This is a genomic window from Acinetobacter sp. UC24323 (assembly GCF_024151445.1).
Taxonomy (GTDB): Bacteria; Pseudomonadota; Gammaproteobacteria; order Pseudomonadales; family Moraxellaceae; genus Acinetobacter; species Acinetobacter baumannii.
The window spans coordinates 36,285-62,050 of sequence record NZ_JAHIBY010000015.1; the positions used below are offsets into that span (position 1 = coordinate 36,285).

The window sequence follows — 25,766 nt, forward strand, 5'->3', positions numbered from 1 at the left end:
TTATTCAGTTACCAAAGAAATCAAATATTGACCATAATCATTCTTACTCATGCTTTGGCCGATTTCTAACACTTGAGCTTTCGTCAACCAACCATTATGAAGTGCAATTTCTTCAAGACAAGCTACTTTATAACCTTGACGTTTTTCAATAGTTTCAACAAACTGTGCTGCTTCAAGTAAGCTTGCATGTGTTCCTGTATCTAACCAAGCAAAACCACGTCCAAGTAGCTCAACATTGAGATCACCACGGTCTAGATACATCTGGTTCACTGTCGTAATTTCAAGTTCACCACGATCTGATGGTTTTACTTGTTTTGCAATTTTCACTACATCATTATCGTAAAAATAAAGTCCCGTAACCGCAAAATTCGATTTTGGATGTTTTGGCTTTTCTTCTAATGAAACAGCTCGTTTTTCCTCATCAAACTCAACAACACCAAAACGTTCAGGGTCTTTGACTTGATAACCAAATACGGTTGCACCCTTTTGACGGGCCACGGCTTGGCGTAGCATTGGTGTAAAACCTTGACCATAGAAAATGTTGTCGCCAAGTACTAAACAGACATTACTTTCACCAATAAACTCTTCGCCAATAATAAATGCTTGAGCTAAACCATCCGGACTTGGTTGAATCGCATAACTTAATTCAACACCGAATTGTGAGCCATCACCCAATAATCGCTTAAAGCCATCTATATCGTCTGGCGTACTAATAATAAGAACTTCACGAATACCAGCCAACATCAACACTGACAATGGATAGTAAACCATTGGCTTATCGTAAATTGGTAACAGTTGTTTTGAAACGCCTTTTGTGATCGGATACAAACGTGTCCCAGAACCACCTGCTAAAATTATACCTTTTGTACTCATTATGCACTTACACCTAATCTTTCTCTTTGGTAACTGCCATCTTGTACCCGGCGGCACCACTCTAAATTATTTAAATACCACTCAACGGTCTTTCTAATACCTGTTTCAAATGTTTCCTCAGGCTTCCAGCCCAAATCTTTTGCAATTTTTGAGGCATCAATTGCATAACGTAAATCATGTCCTGGACGATCTTTTACGAAAGTGATTAATGTCTCATAAGGTTGATGATTATTTTGTGGTTTTAATTCATCTAAAATTTTACAAATTGTTTTCACAACTTCTATATTTTGTTTTTCATTATGACCACCGATATTATAAGTTTCTCCAACTTTACCTTCAGTCACGACCTTATATAAAGCTTTGGCATGATCTTCGACATACAACCAATCACGAATTTGGTCACCTTTACCATAAATCGGTAAAGCCTTACCATCCAGCGCATTTAAGATCACCAATGGAATGAGCTTTTCTGGAAAGTGGTATGGACCGTAATTGTTTGAACAATTCGTTACTACAGTTGGTAAACCATATGTTCTATGCCAAGCACGTACTAAATGATCAGAACTTGCTTTACTTGCTGAATACGGCGAACTTGGCGCATAAGATGTCGTTTCAGTGAATAAATCTGTTGTACCTTCTAAATCGCCATAAACCTCATCTGTTGAAATATGATGAAATTTAAAAGAGGCTTTCTTTTCTTCATTTAATTGTAGCCAGTACTTACGTGCAACCTCTAACAATGTATAAGTACCCACAATATTTGTTGTAATAAACTCAGCGGGACCATCAATAGAACGATCAACATGTGACTCGGCTGCTAGATGCATCACAGCATCCGGTTGGAAAATTTTAAAAAATTCTGTTAAACGCTCACTATCACAGATATCAACTTGTGCAAATTGATATCGTGGGTCCGTATCAATTTCAGACAATGATTCTAAATTACCGGCATATGTTAATTTATCTATATTTAATACTTCATCTTGAGTATTTTTTATAATATTTCTAATGACAGCAGAACCAATAAAACCTGCACCGCCAGTGACTAAAATTTTCATAAAATTCCTATGCTAGTAACTAGTAATTTTTACAGTCGAATATCACTTTGTTCTTTATCCAAAACATATTTTAAATCATATAAAACATGTTTCTCTTTACCTAAAGCAATGAGCTCTTGGCTCGACATTGCTTTAAACTGATCATGAGCGACAGCAATAACTATTGCATCATAGTGATCTTGCTTTAATTCCGTAACTGGAGCTAAACCATACTCGCCCTCAACTTCGGCACTATCCACCCAAGGATCGTAAATATCAAGATCTAAATCGTATTCCTTTAGTGCTTTCACCATATCTACGATTTTGGTGTTACGGATATCAGGGCAGTTTTCTTTAAAGCTCAAACCTAAAATTAATATGCGAGCACCAACTACTTGTATGCGTTGCTTTACCATTTCTTTGATCAATTGGGTTGCAACATATTCACCCATACGATCATTTAAACGACGAGCTGCCAAAATAATTTCTGGATGTAAACCAATTGACTCTGCTTTATGCGTTAAATAATACGGATCAACACCAATACAGTGACCACCTACCAAACCTGGTCTAAAGTTTAAAAAATTCCATTTTGTACCTGCGGCCTTGAGTACATCTTCTGTATCGATACCCATTTTATTAAAAATCAGAGCCAATTCATTGATTAATGCAATATTCACATCTCTTTGTGTATTTTCAATGACTTTAGCAGCCTCAGCAACTTTGATAGTTGGTGCTTTATGCGTCCCTACTTCAATAATTAAATTATAAACCTGATCAATATAATCAGCGACATCAGGAGTGGAACCCGATGTAATTTTTAAAATATTGGTTACACGTCGCTGTTTATCACCAGGATTAATACGTTCCGGACTATAACCAACAAAGAAATCTTTATTAAAATTTAAACCCGAATGTTTTTCTAATTCAGGTATACATACCTCTTCTGTAGCACCAGGGTAAACCGTTGACTCATAAACAACGATATCGCCCTTTTTTAGAACTTTAGCAATACTTTGAGATGCTTTTACAAGGGGAGTAAGATCAGGCTGCTTAAAATCATCTATTGGTGTTGGCACGGTAACAATAAAGAAGTTTGCTGTTTTTAAGTCTTCAATATCTGCCGTATATGAAAGCTGATGTACGTGTTTTAGTTCGTCAGAAGTTACTTCTAAGGTATGGTCATGACCACTTTTTAGTTCTTGTATACGATCTGTATTTATATCAAATCCAATTGTAGGTTTATGTTTACCAAATTCAACTGCCAAAGGTAATCCAACATACCCTAAACCGATGATTGCTATTTTTAGTTGCTCGAGTTGAAACATATATAAAACCTAACCATTTAATTTTAAATGGGGAAACATCATGGATACGACCTACTACGTTAATATAGCAGACTTTAAACAAAATTTTCTCGAAATATACAATCACTGCTCAGCAAATAAAGTATGATTTGGGTTAATTATAGACTACAATCCAATATCTTCATGCAAAGTATCATTGGATTACAAACAATAAAGGGTTTGAATGTGAAGCATCAGAGCACATTATTATTTTTAGCCATTTCACTTTCGTTTACAGGATGTGCAGTCACCTCAGGCTTACAAACTTATGACTTACCTGAACAGGGAACTTTTAAAACAGCTCAAGGAGCAGAAGTTTCTGTTGTTCAACTCACCCAAAACAATATTCCAAAAATCAGTTCTGAATCTTTGCGTCCGCAGGGAAATGTAAGTGCTCTGTTTAATACTCCCTTTTATCAATATCGCTTAAGTCCAGGAGATGTCTTATCCATTCAACTTTGGGCATATCCTGAAATTACTCCTCCTATTCAAGGGGCTTCAAGTGATATTAAAGCATTTGGTTATCCAATTGACTCTGCTGGAAATGTTCAATTACCACTTGTAGGCCAAGTTCATATTGCCGGAAAAACACTTGCTGAGACCAATAAATATTTACGTAATCAATTTGCTAAATATTTAAAAACACCTGACGTTGTAGTTCGAGTCTTGTCTTATCAGGCAAAACGCTACTTTGTTAATGGTCAGGTTATGAAAAGTGGTCAATATACCTTAGATGATCAACCTATCAGTATTTATACAGCCCTCAGTATGGCAGGTGGTGTAAATCAAGAATCTGGTGACAATACTGATATTCAGCTTATTCGTAATGGCGAAGTTTATAACTTAAATGTTGTTGCTCTTGAAAAGCAAGGTTACTCATTACACAAGTTACTAGTACAACCCAATGATACAATTTACGTAAATACCAAACAAAACCAAAAACTCTATGTTATGGGTGAGTCTAATAAAAGCTCAGCAATTCCATTACGAGATCAAGGTATGACTTTAAGTGATGTATTGGGTGAAAGTGAAGGAGTTAACCCATACTCAGCAAGTGCAGCCCGTATTTATGTTATGCGCACAGATTTACAAACAAAAAAATCAACTATTTATCAGCTTAATTTAAGTAGTATTGGCAACCTTGCATTATCAAATCAATTCCAAATGCAAAAAAATGATATTGTGTATATTGATGCAACTGGCTTGACACGCTGGCAGCGTATCATGAACCAGATTGTACCGTTCTCAAGTGCACTTTATACCTTTGATCAATTGGGTAAAAACTAGCATGCAGTTACAAAATATTTTAGTAGTCTGTGTGGGGAATATTTGCCGCAGTCCTATGGCAGAGTACTTTTTAAAGGCTCAACATCCTACATTAAATATCTCATCTGCTGGTATTTCGGCTCTAGTAGGCCATGCTGCAGATGATAAGGCTATTTATTGCATGGATCAGCTGAGTATTGATATACGTCCCCATATTGCTCGTCAGCTCAGTGCCGAATTAATCAAACAAAATGATTTAATTTTGGTCATGAGCAATAATCAACAAAAGCATATTGAACAAACTTGGCCATTTGCTAAGGGTAAAATTTTTAGACTTGGCCATTGGCAAGGGCAAAATATACCTGATCCTTATCAGCATGACCAAGCTTTTTTTGATCAGACTTGCCGTAATATTCAAAGCTATGTGCAAGATTGGCGCACTCAATTATAATTGTATATTAGTTGTAAATTTATGAACCAAAACTCTAAAACCAGCGAAGATAGCATCGATTTAAAAGAGTTATTCTTTTCTTTGATTGCACAGTGGAAAATCATAGCATGCTGCGTAGTCTTAACTTTAATTTGTGCTTTGTTATATTTACGGATAACACCAGATACTTATTCTGTAGATGCAATGGTACAAGTGGAAGATAGTAAAGGCGCTGCCTCTGCTGCTTTGCTTGGAGACCTTTCTAAAGTCAGTGGAGGTCTATCTCAAAAATCACCAGCTGATCCAGAAATAGAGATTTTAAAATCTCGTATGGTTTTAGGGCAAGTCATCCAGAATCTTAATCTTGATATTAACATCAAAGATAATCAATTAGGATTGATTGATAAGTTAATTTCACAAGATAAGAGTAAAATTGAATATCATCATGAATCTGTACTTTACAGTAATCAAAATAATAATTTGATTATACGAGAATTTAAAGTACCTGAATATTATTTTGATAAACCTTTAAAATTAGAGTTTAAAGGTACAAATCAATTCACTTTAATGTACAAAGATCAAGTTGTATTTAATGGCCTGCTAAACAAGAAAAATATACTAAACACAGATAGGGGCCTTTGGCAGATACAAATTAATGCTCAAGGTAATTTGAAAGAACAAAGCTACACTTTAACTAAGCTCGCTCTACCAACAGCTGTTAAAAATTTTAATAATATTTATAGTGTTGCTGAAAAAGGTAAAGTGACTGGCGTTATTGGTTTAAATTATCTAGGCCAAGATCCAGAACACATCACTCAAGTACTTAATAATGTTCTATCTGTCTATCATGAACAAAATATTGAGCGAAAATCTCTAGAGTCTAAACAAACTTTAACTTTCCTTGAAAAGCAGTTGCCAGAACTTAGAAAACAGCTGGAAGATTCTGAGATAAAATTTAATCAATTCCGTGAAAAGTATAAAACAGTTGATGTTAATGCTGAGTCTGAACTATTACTCAAGCAAAATATTGATTTAGAAAAGCTTAAAATCGAGTTACAACAAAAACAAGCTGAACTTTCTGCTAAATATACCAATGATCATCCATTAATTATGCAAATTAATGCTCAAATTGCAGAGATTAATAAAAAGATTGCTGATCTCAACAACCGGTTAACACAGCTTCCTGAAACACAACGTTTATACCTACAGCTTTATCGTGATGTGAAAGTTAACACGGAGCTATACACCTCATTACTTAATTCTTATCAACAGCTTAAGATTGCCAATGCAGGGGAAATCGGTAATGTCCGCATTATCGATACTGCCGTAGAACCAGTTAAGCCAGTTAAACCTAAAAGATTGATTGTTCTAATACTTTCTATTTTTGCTGGTGGTTTTATTGGTGTATTAATTGCATTACTACGCAATATGATGCGTAGTGGGGTTAATGATTCTACTCAAATTGAAAATGAATTAGATCTTCCAGTTTATGCAACGGTACCTCGTTCTCCTATTCAAGAAACTCGTATGAGTATATTGAAAAAGAAAAAGAGTATTCCTATTCTGGCAGTTAAAAGTAATGATGATATTGCAATTGAGAGCTTACGTAGTATTCGTACGGCTATCCATTTCGCCTTAACCTCAGCAAAAAATAATATTATTATGATTGCTGGCCCATCACCAGAAGTCGGTAAATCATTTATTTCAACTAACTTAGCGACTATCTTTGCACAAAGCAATAAACGAGTACTATTGATCGATGCCGATATGCGCCGTGGTTATATGCATAAATATTTCGATGTTGATGTGAAGCCTGGTTTATCAGAACTTTTAAGTGGGCAGGCTGATTTGTCACAAGTATTACATAAAACTCAGGTAGCTAATCTTGATGTGATTACCCGTGGTAAGAGCCCAACCAATCCGTCAGAAATGTTGAGCTCTACGCAGTTCAAAGACTTACTAGAAAAGTTCCAGACTCAATATGACCATATCATTATTGATACTCCACCAGTGCTTGCGGTAACCGATGGTATTATTATTTCTCAGTACACTGGTGTAAACTTGATCGTTGCCCGTTATGCTAAGTCACATATTAAAGAGCTTGAATTAACCGTTAACCGTTTTGAACAAGCAGGTGTTAAGGTGAATGGCTTTATCCTTAACGATATTCAACGCTCTAGTGGGGGTGGGTATGGTTATAACTATGCTTATGCCTATAAGGCACAAAAAGAAGACTAATTAAAACTCTTCATAAAACCGGATCAAATGATCCGGTTTTTTTATTTGCTTTTTAAGTTTTGCCACATTAAAACTAACTAAAATATGTAAAAAACCACTCGTTTTTTTTGTTAAGCATTCTATGCTTAAGTCGAAGCATGCTAAGATCGAAGCAGCCTTTTAGACTCAAATGATTATTTTTGGAACCTTTTATGAGTAAAGCCTTACCCATTGCTGTCGCTGTAGTTTTAGGCGGTGCTGCACTTGTACCTGTATATTATGCAACTCAACATCCGACCACAGAAGTCGGACGTAAAGCAGACAAAAATGCTTCTCCAATTCAAAAAATCAGTTATGTTCTTGGGTATGAAGTTGCTCAACAAACTCCTCCTGAACTGGATACGAAAGCATTTGTTCAAGGGATCCATGATGCGCGCAATAAGCAGCCTAGTGCTTATACTCAAGAAGATTTAAAAGCTGCCGTTGCTGCTTATGAAAAAGAGTTACAACAAAAAATGCAGCATCAAGACAAACCTGAGCAAGCAGGTACGGCTGCTGACTCTGCAGATGCACAGTTCCTTGCAGAAAACAAAACGAAAGCTGACGTAAAAACCACTGCATCAGGTTTGCAATATATCATTACTAAAGAAGGTACTGGTAAACAGCCAACTGCTCAGTCTATTGTTAAAGTACATTATGAAGGTCGCTTAATTAATGGACAGGTTTTCGATAGTTCTTATAAGCGTGGTCAACCAGTAGAATTCCCACTTAACCAGGTCATTCCGGGTTGGACTGAAGGTCTTCAACTCATGAAAGAAGGTGGAAAAGCGACTTTCTTTATACCATCAAATCTTGCATATGGCCCACAAGAGCTTCCTGGAATTCCAGCAAACAGTACACTGATTTTTGATGTAGAACTCATTTCAGTGAAATAATAACAATCCAGGAGAGTCGTTATACTCTCCTGTTTTTTTGGAAAATGACATGAAAAAAATCAGTTTGGTTATTGCAGCGTCAACAATGAGTTTATCTGTTTTTGCTGCTGCACCGATAACAAATAAAAGCCCGGCAAAAGATCAGTTTAGTTATAGTTATGGTTATTTAATGGGCCGTAATAATACTGATGCGTTAACAGATTTAAATCTTGATATTTTTTACCAAGGTTTACAAGAAGGTGCTCAAAATAAGACAGCACGCCTAACTGATGAAGAAATGGCGAAAGCAATTAATGATTATAAAAAAACATTAGAAGCTAAACAGCTAGTCGAATTTCAAAAACAAGGTCAACAAAACGCTCAGGCTGGTGCAGCTTTTCTGGCAGAAAATGCTAAAAAATCTGGTGTGATTACGACTAAATCAGGTCTGCAATATCAGGTATTAAAAGAAGGCTCTGGTAAAACACCTAAAGCCACCTCTCGTGTAAAAGTAAACTATGAAGGACGTTTACTCGACGGAACTGTATTTGATAGCTCAATTGCACGTAATCACCCTGTTGATTTCCAGTTAAATCAAGTGATCGCCGGATGGACTGAAGGCTTACAAACTATGAAAGAAGGCGGTAAAACCCGTTTCTTCATTCCAGCAAAACTTGCTTATGGCGAAGTTGGCGCTGGGGATAGTATCGGTCCAAATAGCACTTTAATTTTTGATATTGAGTTGCTACAAGTTTTGCCAAAATAATTTTCGAAGATAAAAAAAGCGATCTAAATTGATCGCTTTTTATTTTAGTGTTTTAAATCTCTCGGTCTAAAGCCTGTCAGTAATAAGCCAATTAAGTAAGCGATTACACCTACAACGCATAAACCTACTACCTCTGCAACACGAATCCATTGAGAGAGTTCACCGTTATACCAATTTAGCCCGAACCAAAGCGCTGCAATCATCGCAAGGTTGGCCAAGCCATATTGAAGTGCCAGTTTTTTCCAATGTGCACCAAATCGGAAAATATTACGCTTATGCAGATAAAAATAGAGCAAACCTGCATTTACTAAAGCTGAACCAGAGGAGGCTAAAGCAAGCGCCATATGCTCTGCATGCCAATTGATTAGTTTAAAGAATCCAATGAATACAACGTTTAAAATCGCATTAGCTGCAACCGACATTAAACCCACACGCACTGGTGTTTTTGTATCTTGCTGCGCATAGAAACCTGGTGCAAATACTTTAATTAACATGAAGGAAATTACACCAGCGCTCATACACTGCAATGCGAGTGCTGTCATTTGTGTATCGCGTAAATCAAACTCACCACGCTGGAATAATGCTTGAATAATCGGTGTTGAAAGCATAAATAAAGCAATACTTGCTGGCAAACCAACCAACACAATCACTTTTGCTGCCCAATCGATCATGCTACGAAATTTCGCTTGGTCTTGTTCAGCATGACGTGCTGACAGTGAAGGCAAAATCACTGTACCAATCGCAACACCAATTAATCCTAAAGGTAGCTCAGTCATACGTTCGGCACTGTAGAGCCAAGACACTGAACCATCTTGCATGAAAGATGCCCAAATCGTATTTAGCAATAGGTTAATCTGAGTCACAGATACACCAAATAATGCTGGAAGCATTAATTTTAAAATTCGTTCTACACCTTCATGTTTAAAATCAACTTTCGGTGGGATCAGTAAGTTTTTACGCCATAACTCAGGAATTTGTATAGCTAACTGTAAAATACCAGCCGCCACAACCGACCAACCTAAAGCTTTGATTGGCTCAGCCATATACGGTGTAAGCCACCAAGCCCCTGCAATCATTGCTACGTTCAGTAAAACAGGCGAAAAAGCTGGCGAGGCAAACGAGCCATAACTGTTTAAGATGCTACTGGCAAAAGCCGTAAGCGACATAAACATTAAATAGGGAATGGTCAGACGGAACATACTGACCGCTAAATCAAACTTTTCAGGGTCATTATGGAAGCCTGGCGCATACATATAGATGATCGCAGGTGCTAAAACCATAGCCACGAAAGTCAGTAAAGTCATGACTGTCAGCAAACAGCCAAATACTCGACTAATTAAGATCTGCACTTCTGCATGCGCACGACCTGTTTTATATTCGGTCAATACCGGAATAAAAGCCTGTGAAAAAGCCCCTTCGGCAAACAACCGTCGAAAGAAGTTGGGAATACGAAAAGCCACAACGAAGGTATCGAAATCTTTACCCGCACCAAACACGTTGAGCAATACGACATCTCGTACTAAGCCCAATACCCGTGACAACATCGTCATCGCACTGACAATAAAAGTCGATCGCCATAATGCCATCGTACTCACCTACAGCTATATTCGAAAGTCGCTATTGTAATGAAACTAGAAAATCTTTTCGTTGTGAAATGATGAATGAACTCAAGTTTTTTTCTGTGCTAACAACTGCCTAAAGTGCTGCCATTTAAAATAAGGTCCCGGATCGGTTTTTCGGCCCGGTGCAATATCTGAATGCCCTGCAATATGGTTTTTAATTTCAGGATAGGCCTGACGAATAGCAGTAACAACGTCAGTTAGCACTTCATATTGTACGTCTTCAAAAGGTAAATCATCACTTCCTTCAAGCTCAATACCAATTGAATAATCATTGCATTCAACTTTGGCTAAGTAGCTTGAACGCCCTGCATGCCATGCACGATCATTAAAGTTAACAAACTGTAGGACTTCACCTGTTCGTAAAATTAACAGGTGTGTAGAGACTTGCATACCTTCAATAGTCTGAAAATAGGGATGAACGGACCAATCTAATTTATTCTGGAAAAACTGTTCAATATAGCCTCCCCCAAACTGAGAAGGCGGCAAGCTAATATTATGAACCACAATCATTTGTATTTCGGTACCAGCGGGACGCTGGTTAAAATTTGGAGAAGGTACTTGTCTCGCCCCTTTTAATTGTCCATCTATAACTTCATACGGTGTGATTTGCTTCATTGAGATGCCAATAAATTGCTTGCCAATTGTTTTAGTTTAAAACAGTTAATTGCTTTTCAGAGTAGTCAGCATGATTGTTTATCGCGATTAATCTGATAAAACAGCTTATTTTTAAAGTCGACGGTGCTAATATATCGCAAGTTTTAGGGTCATCGACAAAATGGAAACCGTATGAGCATACCTCAGTCTTTGCTTGAACAGTCAATTCAAATCAATATTCAACAAGCATTACAAGAAGATATTGGGGACGGTGACATTACCGCCATGCTCACACCTGAAGATGAACAGGCTACCGCAACTATCATTAGCCGTGAAGATATGGTTTTAGCTGGACAGCCTTGGGTGAATGCGCTCATCTCAGCGTATGACAACACTGTACAGGTGACTTGGTTAAAACAAGAAGGTGATCGTGTTGCTGCAAATGAAGCCTTTTTAAAGCTTGCTGGTTCTGCACGTAGCTTACTGACTGTAGAGCGCCCTGCTTTAAACTTTATTCAAACATTATCAGCTGTGGCTACAAAAACTGCTGAATATGTTCAACATCTTGAAGGTTTAAATACAAAACTTCTCGATACACGTAAAACTTTACCGGGCTTACGTATTGCACAAAAATATGCCGTAACCGTCGGCGGCGGACAAAATCACCGCCTCGGTTTATTTGATGCATTCTTAATTAAAGAAAATCATATTATGGCAGCGGGCGGTATTGCCCAAGCGATAGCAAAAGCACATCAAATTGCGCCGGGTAAACCTGTTGAAGTCGAAGTTGAAACTTGGGATGAGCTAAACCAAGCGCTTGAAGCAGGTGCAGACATTGTCATGCTCGACAACTTTAGCCAACAACAAATGATTGATGCTGTAAAACACGTGGCGGGTCGCTGTAAACTCGAAGCTTCGGGCAATATCACTATTGAAAACTTACGCGAAGTAGCGACTACTGGTGTCGACTATATTTCTATGGGCGTGTTGACTAAAGATGTCAAAGCCGTTGATTTATCAATGCGTTTTAATGCCTAAATAAAATCAGCATCATTATTGGTATTTTTTTGCGACTTGGTCATGTCTGCCGCTTGTGTTTTTTGCCATGCTGACTGAGTCGCTTGTGCCCCACTATCCCGTGGATCGGCAGCCATTAAAACAAATGTAACTACTGCTAATAATACAATAAAACCTTGTAGCATAAATTTTCCCCATTACTTTAAAAATTCAGGGTTTCAAGGTAAAAGATAAATATGACTAGGCTTAGGAGATTCTGTTACAAAAGGTAAGTCTTTATTTTTATTATTCATCTATACGACAGCATCTTCCCACATAGTATTTTATATAAACACCCTATTCCCTTTATTTACTATCGTGACAGGTGACATGGATGTTACCGTTTCTCTGTGTTACATGGAGGTAACATCAGAGAAACAGAGGTTTTTGTCACTTTTGACCTTTCAAAAGTGAGGAAGCCTATACAACATCTATTTGAATTTCATATGATATAAGGCCGTGCTTTTTTATCAAAGTCATCTAAATCGGCTTTAAATAACAATTCCAATTCAGACTATATAACTTAAGACTCTAAATAACCCATATATGGATCAGAAATTGAATCTTCTTGAGTTTCTATACGCCCTGCAAAACGGCGACTAAACGTCGCATCGTCCGCTAATGTCACTGTAAAATCATACCAACCACCAAATTCAGACATATCCCAAACCAGTTCTTTTTCAGAACTATTGGTTTCTATCGCCCATGTCTTGTTTGGTAGATAAGCATTAGCTTTGACGTTGAGCTTGACTGACTTATTACCATCATGACGCACTTTTAAATATAAATTCGCATCACATTCTTCTACACATACTCTAATTTCCGGTAATGCTTGAGTCTGATTAGCTTGACTTAAATTACCTTTAAACGCACGGTGAAAACCATTTGGTCCAAGTACCCATAAATCATACTGTCCATTGATAGTATTCCACACGTCATCAAGCTGTTTGCCCGCCTCAACCATATAACGGCGTGGAATTGCCGTAAGATCTAATCGGTTATAGACATGGAAAACGGCTGCCTGTTTACCCGTATTGGAGAACATCAGCTTAACCGTTTTTTGAGTGGCATCGACTTTGGCACTAGTGTGCAAAATATAAGGTAAAGCACGCGAAGGTCGAATTCCTATTTCCTGCTGAGGAAATTGTTGCTGGCTCGGAACAGAAACTTGCGGCAATAGTTCTTGAGCGACACGAATCGCATCGGCTTCGGCTTTTGTTTTCTTCCCATCTAGTTCAGCAACAGGCAAAAGATTCGGTGTTTTAAAATTAAATGCCGTTGTTAAATCACCACATACAGCACGGCGGTATGGGCTAATGTTAGGTTCTTGCACACCAAAACGTTTTTCTAAGAATTGTAAAATAGAAGTATGATCAAAGACTTGAGAATTTACCCATCCTCCACGGCTCCACGGCGAAATCACATACATTGGAACGCGTACACCCGGACCATACACTCGACCATCTGGCTTAGGTTGAGATTTTGAAGTCGCTACTGCTGGATGGTTAAAGTACTCATAAGACACTTGTTGGTCCGTTAAAGTGGTTTTTCCATATACAACACCGTTTATATCTTTAGAAGGTGCACTTGGTGAAGGAACATGGTCAAAGAAACCGTCATTTTCATCGAAGTTCACCAATAAAACGGTTTGGCTCCACACTTGAGGGTTTTCAGTTAATGCATTTAATACTTCCTGAATATACCAAGCGCCTTGTACAGGACTAGATGGCCCTGGATGTTCACTGTAAGTTGCCGGAGCAACTAACCAACTCACTTGCGGTAATTTACCCTGCGCAATATCAGCTTTAAAAGTTCCTAAAAAACCACCGTCCGGCATGGTATTGGCAATACCTTTGTAAAGTGGTTGAGTCGCATCAATCTTTTCATCATATGCTGGACACGTTAGTGTGTCGTTACTGACAGGTTGACCAGATTGCTCATTTGCACGGCGATATTGCTTGAAACCAGCTAAAGGGTTATCGGTAAAGTTATCTGGCATATTTTGATAAACTTTCCATGTCACGCCAGCCTGCAGTAAACGCTCAGGATATGTCGTCCATTCATAACCTTCTGTTGATGGTCCAATCCCATCAAATTCGTTGACCACACTCGCAACACCTGCACCTGTAGGGCCATTGGTTCCCGTCCAGATAAATTTACGGTTCGGGTTAGTTCCTGCATGCATGGCACAGTGGTAGGCATCACAAATCGTAAAAGCATTCGCTAAGGCAAATTGATATTCAACTTCTTGCTTTTTATAATAGCCCATCGACTGCGGTTTTTTATATGCCACCCAATCACTCATACGACCGTTGTCCCAAGCTGCTTGTCCATCAGACCATGAGTGAGGTGTACCCGAAACACGCTGAGCATTTCCTAAGCGGCTATCTAAATGGTATGGCAATACTTTCTTTTTATTCGCATCATATTGTTCCCAAACCTTTCGGCCTTCTGTCATAGGAATGGTAAAACGGTCACCGAAGCCACGTACACCTTTGAGTGTTCCAAAATAATTATCAAATGAACGGTTTTCCTGAGTCAAAATCACAATGTGTTTAACATCTTGAATAGTTCCACTTTCAACTTTGGCGTCAATTGCTAACGCTTTTTGAATACTCAGCGGGAAACTCGCTAGAGCAGCTGTCCCAAACATTGTTTTTGTAGAATTTAAAAGAAATTCGCGACGATTCATTAGTTCTATCCTGAGTTCTTATTATGGTGCACAGTGCATTTTGCAATTACTGGTAGGCGGTGTTGTTGGCGATGAATTATCTGAGTCATTATCATCGTTACAAGCACTGAGCATGAGTGCTAAAGATGTAATTAATAAAATTGAAAGTTTTCGCATTGGTTTTTTCCAAACGGTTTAAATGCGAACTACTAATAAAGCGAAAAGGTGACAGGCAAGTGATGTTTTTATGTCGATTTGATGAAGGTATAAAAAAACGCATCCGAAGATGCGTTTTTTAGAAAACTTAAACTTACCAGCCTAAAGCTTCTTGTTGCTTTTTAATAAGCTCGGCAATTCCTTTTTCAGCCATTTCTAACATGGCATTGCTTTGAGCACGGGTAAACGGTTTGTCTTCCGCTGTACCTTGAATTTCAATAAACTCGCCTGCTTGTGTCATCACGACATTTAAGTCAGTTTGACAGTTCGAGTCTTCTTCATAGCAAAGATCAAGTAATACTTCATCTTGATACATACCTACAGAAATTGCAGCAACTAAGCCTTTAAGCGGATCTTGCTTAATTTTTTTCTGTGCAAGTAGAACATTCATCGCATCAACCAATGCTACAGCAGCACCAGTGATTGAAGCAGTACGTGTACCGCCATCTGCCTGAATGACATCACAGTCGATGGTAATGGTATTTTCACCAAGCTTTTTCAAATCAACCATCGCACGTAAGCTACGACCAATCAGGCGTTGGATTTCTTGAGTACGACCAGTTTGTTTGCCACGAGCAGCTTCACGATCACAACGTGAGTGTGTTGAGCGCGGTAACATGCCATATTCTGCTGTTACCCAGCCTTGACCTTGGCCTTTTAGAAAGCGTGGCACTGAGTTATCAATGCTTGCAGTACAAAGGACTTTGGTGTGACCAAATTCGACCAGCACAGAACCTTCAGCATAACGGGTGTAGTTTCGTGTAATTTTCACTTCACGTAATTGGTCTAATGCACGTTGGTCAATACGCATAATCCTTCCTAAATTCTCTTAAATACAAACTTGGGCATAGTATAGCAAAGGATTTTGACAGGTTGAGTTTATTCCCTACTTTCAAATGTAAGTCTGCACTTTTCATGACTTAAAAATAAAAATAGCCCCTTTTTAGGAGCTATTTATTGGTCTATCTATTAGGCAAATTTGAATTTTGCTTTTAATTTTTCTAATGTCTGCATCACTTTTGCAGTGGTGTGGTTTGGTAATGAGCATTTTGCTAAACGCACCCATACACTCCAGAACTGACGCATGAAATTAGCTTCATTGTAGTTAATGCCGTATTCTGCACAGAGTGCCTTAATTTTCGGTGCTACTTCTTTATAGCGGTTGGCAGGCATATCTGGAAATAAATGGTGTTCGATTTGATGGCTTAAATTACCACTCATAAAATGAAGCCATTCTGTACCACTAAAATTACTTGAACCACGAATCTGACGTAAATACCACTCTGCCTTAGTTTCAGTGTCGGTATTATCCGGCTCAAACGTTTCTGCATCTTCAGTAAAGTGACCATTAAAAATCACAGCAGATGACCACAAGTTACGAATAATATTCGCAACTACATTGCCTGCAAAAACCGGTAAAAACATAGGACCAGAGATCACAGGGAAAAACACATAATCCTTTAAAACTTGGCGCGTTGCTTTTTTACGGACTTTAGCAGAATCTTTCCAAACCTGTTTCCAACTCTTAGTTTTATAAACCAACGCATCTTCAAGATGTAGATTTTGTACACCTACATACCATTCAAAGAAAAACATTAACTGTAGAGCCAGAGGAATATTAAATAGGTGACGAGATTCCCACTTCTGTTGATCACTTACTCGCAAAATACCATATCCGACATCGTGGTCTTTACCGACAATATTGGTATAGGTGTGGTGTACATAGTTGTGTGTTTCACGCCAGTCATCACCAGAGGCAATGGTATCCCAATCATAGGTATTACCATTCAGACTTGGTTCATTTAACCAGTCAAACTGACCGTGCATAACGTTATGACCAAGTTCCATGTTTTCTACAATTTTAGAAATACCTAGTATACCTGTACCCAATAACCAGACAGGTGGAATCCAGCCACCAAACATCAACATGCCACGTGATGCGATTTCGGTATAGCGAACAAAGTTACGGACTTTGTAGATATATTTTGCATCTTGCTCACCAAGACTTTGCATCACGTCTTGGCGAATCTGTTCAACACGGCGGCCAAATTCTTCAATTTGCTCAGGGGTTAAATGAGCAGATTTAGAAGCCATAGAAACTTTTAATGCCATATTCATAGGGTTAATCCTCTGTAATTCTTTTTATAGATCAATTGTGACTGGGCTTAATGCCTGGCTCACGCATAGTTTAATTGGACGGTTCGGTTGGTCTTCAATTTCACCTGTTAACAGGTTTTGAGTAACTCCGCTCACTTTGGTACAACTGCATTTATTACAAACACCCATACGGCAGCCATGTTGCGGGCGTAGTCCCGCCTGCTCTGCACTGCTCAGTAAATTCGTTTCAGCTAAAAACTCGTGTTGAGCACGGCGGAAAATAACAGGCTGTGCTGCATGTGTACCAGTCACTTGAAGTGGTTGGAAATATTCTTGGTGAAGCTGAGACTGAGCACCTTTTTGCGCATAAATTTCATTCGTCTGCTGCATCATGCCGTGGTGTCCACATATATAGGTCGCAGTCTGCGCAAAATCTGGAACCAGCTTTTGCAGTAAGCTTTCAGTTAAATGCTGCTTTTGCTCAGTGGTATTAAAAAAATGATATTGAAGCTGTGGGTGCTGTTCTGCCAAAGCTTTTAATTCGGCATGAAAAATTTCTGCACGATTAAAATAAATGACATGAATTTGTTCAAGCTGCTGTTTCAAAGCTTGCTGCAAGAGTGAATAAATTGCAGTAATACCACTTCCTGAAGCAATTAAAATTGCAGGCTGCTGGCCTTGATGCAAAGTGAAATCACCTTGTGGCTGTGAAATTTCAACACACTCGCCCACATGTAATAGTTGAGCTGCACGAGACACCAAGCCTTGTACTTTAATACCTAAAGCGATTTCACCTTGAGTGGTTACTTCAATAATCGAATAGCTACGTTGTTGGTAAACGCCATCGATAAGCAACGTCAATAGAATGCTTTGTCCCGCTCGAACCTGATCGAAATTAAAATTACGATTTGGTTTAAGCTTGATCAGTACCATATCGGTATGAAGCGGCTGAACAGCGGTAACTTCTGCAAGTACCCTTTTCCAAGCCCAAGTCGCGTTAATTTTCTGCAAAACAAAATCAACGAAATCTTCTCGAACCCAATGTGGTTGATAGTTAAGTGTTGCGTTCATACGTTCCTCTTTTGTTTCTGGCTATTTATTTGAGTGAACACATGTTCGTATAGTGAACATATGTACACTATATTTATAAGTGTTCACTCAGTCAACACTTGTTCACTATTTTTTTTATGAAAGTTTGCTCTTTTTTGTTAGACTTTGGCTCACGGTTTAAATAGGTTTTTTTAATGTCGATACGGGATGAACGAAAACAGCAAAGTCGTCAGGCACTTCTCGATGCAGCCTTGCATCTGAGCACGTCTGGGCGTTCGTTCAGTAGTATCAGTTTGCGTGAAGTTGCACGTGAAGTGGGTTTAGTGCCAACAGCGTTCTATCGTCATTTTCAAGACATGGATGAACTCGGGAAAGAGTTGGTTGACCAAGTTGCCCTACATTTAAAAAGCGTTTTACATCAACTCGGCCAGAGTTATTTACAGCACAAGTCTGCAAAAACCCAAACGAGTATTGAACTATTTGTACAGGCAGTGAACCATAGCCCTAAACAGTGGCAATTTATGATTGCTGAACGTTGGGGTGGTTCAGAAACGGTCCGTGCAGCCATTGCTAGAGAAATTGAATTTTTGATTGAAGATCTCACAACAGATCTGACTAAACTCGAAAATTTTAAACATATTCAAAATCCTCAAGACTTAAATGTCTTATCTACCATTTTGACCAATATGTCATTTACATGGGCAATGACGTGGCTCAACCTCGCCAAACAATATCAAGGTGAGCAACTTAAACAGCAACAAACCGCGTTTATTGAAAATGCGTCTACACAAGTTCGCTTACTGTTTAGAGGCATTGCTAACTGGGAACGGTAAAACTGGCAAATGACAAAAAACAGGTTATGTGTTAATACGTAAAGAGTGAAAGAAAAAGGCGAAAATTTCGAGAAAAGTCTTTTTCTTTTTACAGGAAGTAAACTATTCGTTAGGCCAAACTGGTGTGGGAATACCTATGAATCTTGATCGTCATACACAGTTTTTGATGCGCAAAGAAAAAATTCTAAGCGTTGCAGAAAAATTGTTACTAGAAAACAATCAGGAAATTACTCTAGATGAATTAGTGGCCGAGCTAGATATTGCAAAAGGTACGCTTTATAAGCACTTTAGAAGTAAAAATGAACTTCTGCTTGAATTGATTATTCAAAATGAAAAACAAATTTTAGAAATTTCTCAAAAATATAATACTGATTTTAAAGAGTATGCACCACGGTACATGCTCCACCATTTGCTCACACCGGGAAAAACGATTTTATTGCATCAACTTGAAGAAAATCTGACGATGACAGAGTCTAAGTTGAAGCATCTTTTTGAAGAGCTTTATGAAGTTCGTCAACAACGTATTCTAGCGATTAAAGACATTACAGAAAGTTATTTAAAATCATTAAATTATGATATGTCGATTCGTGACTATTTATCTTATATCTGGTCACTCACTTACGGTGCATCGTTGCTTTTAAACTCGACTTATTATCAGCGCTCGATTGGTTCTCGCCAAAAATTAATTAATTTATATATTAACCAAGCATTATCACTACCCACCCAAACCACCAATTTTGATGCGCTCAATTTTCAAATTGAAGACGAGAATTCTCAAAATTAATTGAATTATTTCGTGATTATGAAATAAATTTTATAAAAAAGGGCTTCTTATGAAGCCCTTTTTAAAGCAATAAACTATTATTTTGCCTTACGTTCTTTTTCAATTAAGTAATTAAGGACTTGAGTAACTTTACCATCTTCACCCTGTACAACATACTTACCATTAACGACTACTGCTGGAACACCTGTTAATTGGTACTGTTGAGCAAGTTTATTTGACTCGGCAACTTTTGCAGTTACAGCAAATGAGTTGTAAGTGCTATTAAATTTTTGTTCAGGCACACCGTAACGAGTAAAGAATTTAGCCGCAGAAGCCTGGTCAAAAATCTGCTGACCATTCACCTGAATGGCATGGAATAATGGTAAATGCGTACGCTTACGTACACCTAATGCCTCAGATGTATAGTAAGTACGTGCCCCTTGTTCCCATACTTTGTTCATGGCTGCTGGTGTACGCACAAAACGTACATCACTAGGAATTTGTTTTAACCACGTTTGCATATGTGGTTCAAGTTTAAAACAGTGCGGACAGCCATACCAAAAGAACTCACGAACTTCGATTTTCCCCGGTACTTCCACTTTGCCTGGATTGGCGATTACGGTGTAGTCTTTACCAGCAACAAAATCTGCTGCCATTGCACTACCCGATACGGCCATAATTGCTGCACTCAAACCACCCAAAACCAATTTTTTCATTGTTACAGCTTTTCCTCTAAGTTGTTATGCATTAGCTTATGCCCTAAATATAAAACAAATATGCTAAATTCGTTTTGCTTCTGTGAAGTTTTTTATTGGGTTTATCGCTTTTTTCCCAATAATCGCTACACTAACGGCGAACTACATCAAAAAGATAACCCAAGTTTAGAGGTGACACCATGTCGCAATTGAATGTTGATTTACAAGAAATCGCAAAATTTGAAGCACTTGCTGCCAAATGGTGGGATCAACATTCTGAATTTCGCCCACTTCATCAAATCAATCCTTTACGTTTAAACTGGATTGATGAACGTGCAGGTGGCCTTGCCGGTAAAAAAGTACTTGATGTCGGCTGTGGCGGCGGTATTTTGGCTGAAAGCATGGCACGTCGTGGAGGGGATGTACTGGGCATTGATATGGGTGAAGCGCCTTTAGCCGTAGGCCGTTTGCATGCTCAACAAGAAAATGTTCAAAATATTGAATATCGTCAAATTCCAGTTGAAGAATTAGCGCAAGAACAAGCAGGCCAATATGATGTGGTCACTTGCATGGAAATGATGGAACACGTTCCAGACTCGGCATCCATTGTAAAAGCATGTCAGACTTTGGTTAAACCCGGTGGCCATGTGTTCTTCTCGACCATCAACCGTAACCCGAAATCCTATTTATTCGCCATTATTGGTGCTGAATATGTACTACGCATGCTGCCAAAAGGTACGCATGATTATCACAAGTTTATTCGCCCATCTGAAATGGCACATGACATTCGTAATGCAGGCTTAACTTTAAAAGAAATGACAGGCTTGCACTACAACCCAATTACGAAGCGTTATTGGTTAGCACCAAATGTTGATGTTAACTATATGGTTCACACAATAAAGACAGGTGCATGATGAAAGCTGTTTTATTTGATTTAGACGGCACTCTCATCGATACGGCTGCCGACTTTATTCGTATTATTCAACAAATGTGCCATGATGCAAGACGCCCTGTTGTAGAAGCCGATCTTATTCGTACACAAGTGTCTGAAGGTGCCCGTGCGATGGTCAAATTGGTCTACCCAGAGTTGGATGTGACCAATCCAATTTTCTTGGCACATCGACAAAATTTTTTAGATTTGTATGGCAATAATATAGTTGTCGATACTGACCTGTTTGAAGGAATGTATCCACTTTTAGAAGAGTTAGAAGCTCAGCGAATTCCGTGGGGTATTGTCACCAATAAACCACGTGGTTTAAGTGAATCTCTTCTAGAAGAGTTAAACCTGACAGAACGCTGTGCGGTTTTGGTATGTCCGGAAGATGTTTCTAAAACCAAGCCAGACCCGGAACCTATGTATTTGGCTGCAAAGCAGTTAAATATCCCGGCAAATGAAATCATTTATGTGGGGGATCACCCACGTGATATCGATGCTGGCCGCAATGCTGATATGTATACCATCTTGGCAGCTTATGGCTATTTACCTGTCGAACATCGGGATGATTTAAACGCTTGGCAAGCCGATTCGATTGTAAATACGGTGACAGAATTACACGAGTTGTTACGTCAAAAGCTTCCTGCTCTACAGGAAAATCAGCGTATGATAAGTTAACACAAGAGTTTTATAAGCTTTTTTAACGGTTACTTATATCAATATAAAAAGAAGGAGGTTTACCAATGAAATATTCAGAATATCAACCTCGTCCGGATCTACTCAAAGATCGAATTATTTTAATCACTGGTGCTGGTGATGGAATTGGGCGAGCTGCGGCCCTCAGTTATGCTTTACATGGTGCAACTGTCGTCTTGCATGGTAGAACCTTAAATAAACTTGAAGTAATTTATGATGAAATTGAAGGTTTAGGCGCACCTCAGCCTGCTATTTTACCCCTCCAGCTTTCGAGTGCTTCCGATCGCGATTATGATTTCTTAGTTAGTACGCTAGAAAAACAATTTGGTCGTTTGGATGGCATTTTGCATAATGCAGGTATTTTGGGTGAGCGGGTAGAACTTGCACATTATCCAGCAGAAGTATGGGATGATGTGATGGCAGTCAATTTACGTGCACCTTTTGCTTTAACCCAAGCTTTATTACCGCTATTACAAAAGTCAGAAAACGCTTCTGTCGTATTTACCAGCTCAGGTGTAGGCCGTGAGGCACGCGCGCTCTGGGGTGCGTATTCTGTCTCGAAAGTCGCGATTGAAGCGGTGAGCAAGATTTTTGCGGCTGAGCATACTTATCCAAATATTCGCTTTAATTGTATTAACCCAGGGGCTACACGTACTGCCATGCGTGCTAAAGCTTATCCTGAAGAAGATCCGAAAACATTACCAACACCTGAGTCCATCATGCCGGCTTATCTTTATTTAATGGGTGAAGATAGCTTAACGCTCAATGGACAAAGTATTGATGCACAGGATTAAATAATTACAGATGAAAAGCTAAAATAATTTATAGCCGATCATCACATCTGGCTTGGCTATACCTGAAAAGATATATACAAGCCTTTTTTATTATTGAGAAAAACGCTGGATTTATCCGTAATTTTAATTGAAGCATTAAATGATCTTCACAGTTTCTCTGCATTTTGCGCGTACAGTATTCAACATGAGAGACATCAGATGTAAACGAGGATGCATCATGAAAAAGTTGTTCACCATCTTAGCCCTTTGCATCACTGTACTGACCACCAGTATGGCAAGCTTTGCTGATCCTCCTTTTGACCGAGGACATGGCCCGAAAGGTCCTAAAGGCGGACCTCGTGGTGAATGGAATGATCGTGGGCATAAATTTGACCGTGACGATAATGGTGATCGTGTTCGCGATGAACGCCGTATGCGTGAGGAACGTGGCTTTGAGCGTCTGAAACAACATCGTTGGCAGCCAGGTTATGTGATGCCACAGCACTATCGTGGTAATGGTTATAAAGTCGACTATAAAGACAATAACTTACCTAAACCCGATCGTAACCAGCAGTGGTACAAAATTAACAATGACTATATTTTAGTCGACACGGACTCTAACAGTATTGTGAGTATTCGCGGTTTCTAAGATAGATAGCTCCTCACTATCGCTTAGTAGGAAAGGATGAAGCTGATCGGCTTTATCCTTTTTTTATTTTTATATCAATATGATATAAAAATTTAAATCTTCTAAATTTCTTCTTATTTCATAGAAAATTTTCACATTTATTATTCTTCGCCTTCACGATTTATCTGTAATTTTTCACTAATCTTCAATTATCGAAATTTAATAGATCATTCGAGGTTTACGATGAAAAAGATAACAACAGCAATTGTTCTTTCAATGAGTGGTTTAATCGCAACAACAGCAATGGCTGCGCCTCACGACCATTATCACCACCAAGGATATGAGACAAAAACAGTCAAAGTTATCCATAAAGATGACCATGCGAATATCTGGCGTGCAGGCCAAGTCGTACCGCATCAATACCAACATCCACGTTATGTCATTGACTACCGCTCACACCAGAAATTGACTAAGCCAGGTCGTTATCAAAAATGGTATAAGGTGAACGGAAATTATGTACTCGTAAATGAGCAAAGCCATAAAATTATTAAAGTAATTCGTTAAGTTCATAAAACATCTAACACCCAAATCTAATTTGGGTGTTTTTTTATCTAAAACATGCGACTTTGAGCTTTTTTGTTTAGAATCCTCTTTATATCTTTTTGCTGTTGATTCGAGATCGGTATGCCAACTAAGTCTTTAGAGAAATCACATAATAATACCCAGCATTATGTACATTGGTTCCGACATTCAGCACCCTACATCAATGCGCATCGTGATAAAACTTTTGTTTTAATGTTTGGCGGTGAAGCAGTCCGCGATCCTAATTTCGAACATATTATTCACGATATTGCCTTATTACATTCTCTTGGCATTCGCTTAATCTTAGTGCATGGCGCACGACCACAAATTAATCACAACCTTAAAGAAAAAGGGATTGAAACCCCTTTTTATGATAACTGCCGTATTACTACACGCGAATCTTTAAGCTGTGTTATGAGTGCTGTAGGATCTATTCGGTTAGAAATCGAAGCGTTGTTATCTATGGGCTTAGCCAACTCTCCAATGTATGGCGCTCGAATAGATGTCGTATCAGGTAATTTTGTAACCGCTAAACCTTATGGTATTCGTGAAGGAATGGATTTTCAGCTTACAGGCGAAGTTCGTTCAATAGATACAGACGCGATTGAACGTCATCTTGATAACAATAATATTGTTTTACTTGGCCCAACGGGCTATTCAACCACAGGTGAAGTATTTAATTTAAGAGCTGAAGAAGTTGCAACCAAAACTGCGACTTATTTAAAGGCAGATAAATTAATCTTTTTAGGTGAGCAACAAGGTTTACCTAACGAAGATGGGCAATTACTGCGTGAATTAAGCCCACACCAGCTTGATTACTATATTCAACAATACCAAACCACACACCCAACCCTAACCCTACATTTGCAAGAAGCAAAAAAAGCATCTTTATCGGGTGTACATCGTGTCCATCTAATTTCTTATTCTTATGATGGTGCACTTATTGAAGAACTCTTTACGCGTGATGGTGTGGGTACCATGATTACCGATGCGCATTATGAAGAAGTTCGTATGGCGCATATTCAAGATGTCGGCGGCTTAATGAACCTATTACGCCCGTTAGAAGAAGAAGGCATTTTGGTGTATCGCTCACGTGAACGTTTAGAACAAGAAATTAACCAGTTCGCTGTCATTGAACGAGACGGTATGATTTTGGCCTGCGCTGCCCTTTATCCAATTCCGACTGAGTTTAATGAAACACGTTCAGCAGAAATTGCTTGTGTGGCAGTACACCCAAGTTATCGTAAATCAAACCGTGGCAGCCAAATTCTGCAATTTCTCGAAGAAAAGGCCAAACAACAAGGTATTCGTCAATTGTTCGTTTTAACCACCCGTACCGCGCACTGGTTCTTAGAACACGGTTTCCATCAGGTGAGTGTGGATAACTTACCAAATGCCCGTCAGGCACTTTATAACTATCAAAGAAATTCTTTAGTCTTTAAAAAATTGCTTCCCTAGACTATGCATTTTTTAAGATATTCTTATTTCAGATAAGCTTAGTCTAAAAAGTACAACCATAAAGGTAATTAATGTATGGTTGTACTTTTTTTAAATCTTTAAATTTTATTCTTTTAATAACTTTTACTTTATTTACATATACTTAAATATCTTTTTATAAATATTGTCCTGTTCAATAAATCATTTTTTTGCATAAGTTTATCGCCGAAAGTTTTTAGCTTTTTTTTGCATAAATAAAGACTGAATATT

Annotated in this window: 26 protein-coding genes; 14 read left to right on the forward strand and 12 right to left on the reverse strand. The window is 38.5% G+C overall.

Translation table 11 applies throughout. From position 1 onward, the window contains the following. The 3 genes from rfbA to tviB are packed head-to-tail and all read right to left on the reverse strand — an operon-like array spanning position 1 to position 3,238. Entirely contained in the window at positions 1–873 is an 873-nt protein-coding gene (rfbA, locus tag KNQ97_RS17120) for a glucose-1-phosphate thymidylyltransferase RfbA (RefSeq protein WP_039249217.1), read from the reverse strand. Next, a complete protein-coding gene (gene rfbB, locus KNQ97_RS17125) occupies positions 873–1,931 on the reverse strand; it encodes a dTDP-glucose 4,6-dehydratase (RefSeq protein ID WP_038808683.1) in 1,059 nt (352 codons plus the stop codon). The genes rfbA and rfbB overlap by 1 nt, the downstream gene beginning before the upstream one ends. A gap of 29 nt (positions 1,932–1,960) precedes the next feature. Further along, positions 1,961–3,238 (reverse strand): Vi polysaccharide biosynthesis UDP-N-acetylglucosamine C-6 dehydrogenase TviB, encoded by a 1,278-nt coding sequence (gene tviB, locus KNQ97_RS17130; RefSeq protein WP_032061779.1) that lies wholly within the window; start codon positions 3,236–3,238, stop codon positions 1,961–1,963. A 162-nt stretch (positions 3,239–3,400) separates the two neighbouring features. On the opposite strand from tviB, the gene KNQ97_RS17135 reads away from it, so the two are divergent. From KNQ97_RS17135 to KNQ97_RS17155, 5 genes are all read left to right on the forward strand, one after another. After that, positions 3,401–4,543 (forward strand): polysaccharide biosynthesis/export family protein, encoded by a 1,143-nt coding sequence (locus KNQ97_RS17135; RefSeq protein WP_216117734.1) that lies wholly within the window; start codon positions 3,401–3,403, stop codon positions 4,541–4,543. Between the two features lies 1 nt (position 4,544). Beyond that, positions 4,545–4,973 (forward strand): low molecular weight protein-tyrosine-phosphatase, encoded by a 429-nt coding sequence (locus KNQ97_RS17140; RefSeq protein ID WP_002123349.1) that lies wholly within the window; start codon positions 4,545–4,547, stop codon positions 4,971–4,973. A 21-nt stretch (positions 4,974–4,994) separates the two neighbouring features. Beyond that, positions 4,995–7,190, forward strand: coding sequence for a polysaccharide biosynthesis tyrosine autokinase (locus KNQ97_RS17145; RefSeq protein WP_253612510.1), 2,196 nt, complete (start codon positions 4,995–4,997; stop codon positions 7,188–7,190). A 191-nt stretch (positions 7,191–7,381) separates the two neighbouring features. Continuing rightward, positions 7,382–8,104, forward strand: coding sequence for an FKBP-type peptidyl-prolyl cis-trans isomerase (locus KNQ97_RS17150; protein ID WP_000030394.1), 723 nt, complete (start codon positions 7,382–7,384; stop codon positions 8,102–8,104). Between the two features lie 49 nt (positions 8,105–8,153). After that, the gene (locus KNQ97_RS17155) at positions 8,154–8,849 is read left to right on the forward strand and encodes an FKBP-type peptidyl-prolyl cis-trans isomerase (RefSeq protein WP_000724218.1); all 696 of its coding nucleotides are present in this window, start codon (positions 8,154–8,156) and stop codon (positions 8,847–8,849) included. Positions 8,850–8,893: 44 nt separating this feature from the next. Here KNQ97_RS17155 and murJ read toward each other — a convergent pair whose 3' ends face one another. Together murJ and ampD are read right to left on the reverse strand one after the other, a co-directional pair. Continuing rightward, complete coding sequence (gene murJ, locus KNQ97_RS17160; protein ID WP_169538965.1) at positions 8,894–10,444, reverse strand: murein biosynthesis integral membrane protein MurJ; 1,551 nt, start codon at positions 10,442–10,444, stop codon at positions 8,894–8,896. Between the two features lie 72 nt (positions 10,445–10,516). Next, positions 10,517–11,086 carry a 1,6-anhydro-N-acetylmuramyl-L-alanine amidase AmpD gene (ampD, locus tag KNQ97_RS17165; protein ID WP_000810005.1) on the reverse strand — a complete coding sequence of 190 codons (570 nt, stop codon included), beginning with the start codon at positions 11,084–11,086 and terminating at the stop codon, positions 10,517–10,519. Between the two features lie 171 nt (positions 11,087–11,257). Here ampD and nadC point away from each other — a divergent pair, with 171 nt between their 5' ends. After that, on the forward strand, positions 11,258–12,103 hold the full coding sequence (gene nadC / locus KNQ97_RS17170; RefSeq protein ID WP_000026927.1) for a carboxylating nicotinate-nucleotide diphosphorylase: 846 nt from the start codon (positions 11,258–11,260) through the stop codon (positions 12,101–12,103). Here nadC and KNQ97_RS17175 read toward each other — a convergent pair. The 6 genes from KNQ97_RS17175 to KNQ97_RS17195 all read right to left on the reverse strand — a co-directional run bounded on the left by KNQ97_RS17175 (position 12,100) and on the right by KNQ97_RS17195 (position 18,176). Continuing rightward, positions 12,100–12,267 (reverse strand): hypothetical protein, encoded by a 168-nt coding sequence (locus KNQ97_RS17175; RefSeq protein WP_000938939.1) that lies wholly within the window; start codon positions 12,265–12,267, stop codon positions 12,100–12,102. The two genes, nadC and KNQ97_RS17175, sit on opposite strands and share 4 nt — an antisense overlap. A 377-nt stretch (positions 12,268–12,644) precedes the next feature. After that, the gene (locus KNQ97_RS17180; RefSeq protein WP_253612511.1) at positions 12,645–14,813 is read right to left on the reverse strand and encodes a phosphocholine-specific phospholipase C; all 2,169 of its coding nucleotides are present in this window, start codon (positions 14,811–14,813) and stop codon (positions 12,645–12,647) included. 21 nt (positions 14,814–14,834) lie between these two features. After that, positions 14,835–14,969 (reverse strand): hypothetical protein, encoded by a 135-nt coding sequence (locus KNQ97_RS19235; protein ID WP_254974790.1) that lies wholly within the window; start codon positions 14,967–14,969, stop codon positions 14,835–14,837. Between the two features lie 133 nt (positions 14,970–15,102). Then, complete coding sequence (gene rph / locus KNQ97_RS17185) at positions 15,103–15,819, reverse strand: ribonuclease PH (RefSeq protein ID WP_001217232.1); 717 nt, start codon at positions 15,817–15,819, stop codon at positions 15,103–15,105. Positions 15,820–15,977: 158 nt separating this feature from the next. Further along, positions 15,978–17,120: an acyl-CoA desaturase gene (locus tag KNQ97_RS17190; protein WP_119027209.1), complete on the reverse strand. Its 1,143-nt coding sequence runs from the start codon at positions 17,118–17,120 to the stop codon at positions 15,978–15,980. A gap of 30 nt (positions 17,121–17,150) precedes the next feature. Next, positions 17,151–18,176 carry a ferredoxin reductase gene (locus tag KNQ97_RS17195; RefSeq protein ID WP_031963958.1) on the reverse strand — a complete coding sequence of 342 codons (1,026 nt, stop codon included), beginning with the start codon at positions 18,174–18,176 and terminating at the stop codon, positions 17,151–17,153. A gap of 173 nt (positions 18,177–18,349) precedes the next feature. Here KNQ97_RS17195 and KNQ97_RS17200 point away from each other — a divergent pair, with 173 nt between their 5' ends. Next, entirely contained in the window at positions 18,350–18,988 is a 639-nt protein-coding gene (locus KNQ97_RS17200; RefSeq protein WP_000027529.1) for a TetR family transcriptional regulator, read from the forward strand. 136 nt (positions 18,989–19,124) lie between these two features. Next, entirely contained in the window at positions 19,125–19,772 is a 648-nt protein-coding gene (locus KNQ97_RS17205) for a TetR/AcrR family transcriptional regulator (protein ID WP_001047027.1), read from the forward strand. A gap of 77 nt (positions 19,773–19,849) precedes the next feature. Here the strand turns inward: KNQ97_RS17205 and KNQ97_RS17210 are convergent, their stop codons facing one another. Continuing rightward, entirely contained in the window at positions 19,850–20,467 is a 618-nt protein-coding gene (locus KNQ97_RS17210) for a thiol:disulfide interchange protein DsbA/DsbL (RefSeq protein ID WP_000737567.1), read from the reverse strand. 179 nt (positions 20,468–20,646) lie between these two features. On the opposite strand from KNQ97_RS17210, the gene ubiG reads away from it, so the two are divergent. The 6 genes from ubiG (at position 20,647) to argA (ending at position 25,517) form a co-directional block, all read left to right on the forward strand. Next, complete coding sequence (gene ubiG / locus KNQ97_RS17215; protein WP_253612512.1) at positions 20,647–21,360, forward strand: bifunctional 2-polyprenyl-6-hydroxyphenol methylase/3-demethylubiquinol 3-O-methyltransferase UbiG; 714 nt, start codon at positions 20,647–20,649, stop codon at positions 21,358–21,360. Further along, on the forward strand, positions 21,357–22,058 hold the full coding sequence (locus KNQ97_RS17220; protein WP_253612513.1) for an HAD family hydrolase: 702 nt from the start codon (positions 21,357–21,359) through the stop codon (positions 22,056–22,058). Before ubiG ends, KNQ97_RS17220 begins: the two co-directional genes overlap by 4 nt. Before the next feature lie 65 nt (positions 22,059–22,123). Next, positions 22,124–22,870, forward strand: a complete 747-nt coding sequence (locus KNQ97_RS17225; protein WP_000877608.1) for a YciK family oxidoreductase — start codon at positions 22,124–22,126, stop codon at positions 22,868–22,870. A gap of 217 nt (positions 22,871–23,087) precedes the next feature. After that, complete coding sequence (locus tag KNQ97_RS17230; RefSeq protein WP_000732887.1) at positions 23,088–23,498, forward strand: RcnB family protein; 411 nt, start codon at positions 23,088–23,090, stop codon at positions 23,496–23,498. A gap of 222 nt (positions 23,499–23,720) precedes the next feature. Then, the gene (locus KNQ97_RS17235) at positions 23,721–24,041 is read left to right on the forward strand and encodes an RcnB family protein (RefSeq protein WP_000724539.1); all 321 of its coding nucleotides are present in this window, start codon (positions 23,721–23,723) and stop codon (positions 24,039–24,041) included. Positions 24,042–24,161: 120 nt separating this feature from the next. Then, positions 24,162–25,517: an amino-acid N-acetyltransferase gene (gene argA, locus KNQ97_RS17240; RefSeq protein WP_216174905.1), complete on the forward strand. Its 1,356-nt coding sequence runs from the start codon at positions 24,162–24,164 to the stop codon at positions 25,515–25,517. Positions 25,518–25,766: the final 249 nt, after the last annotated feature.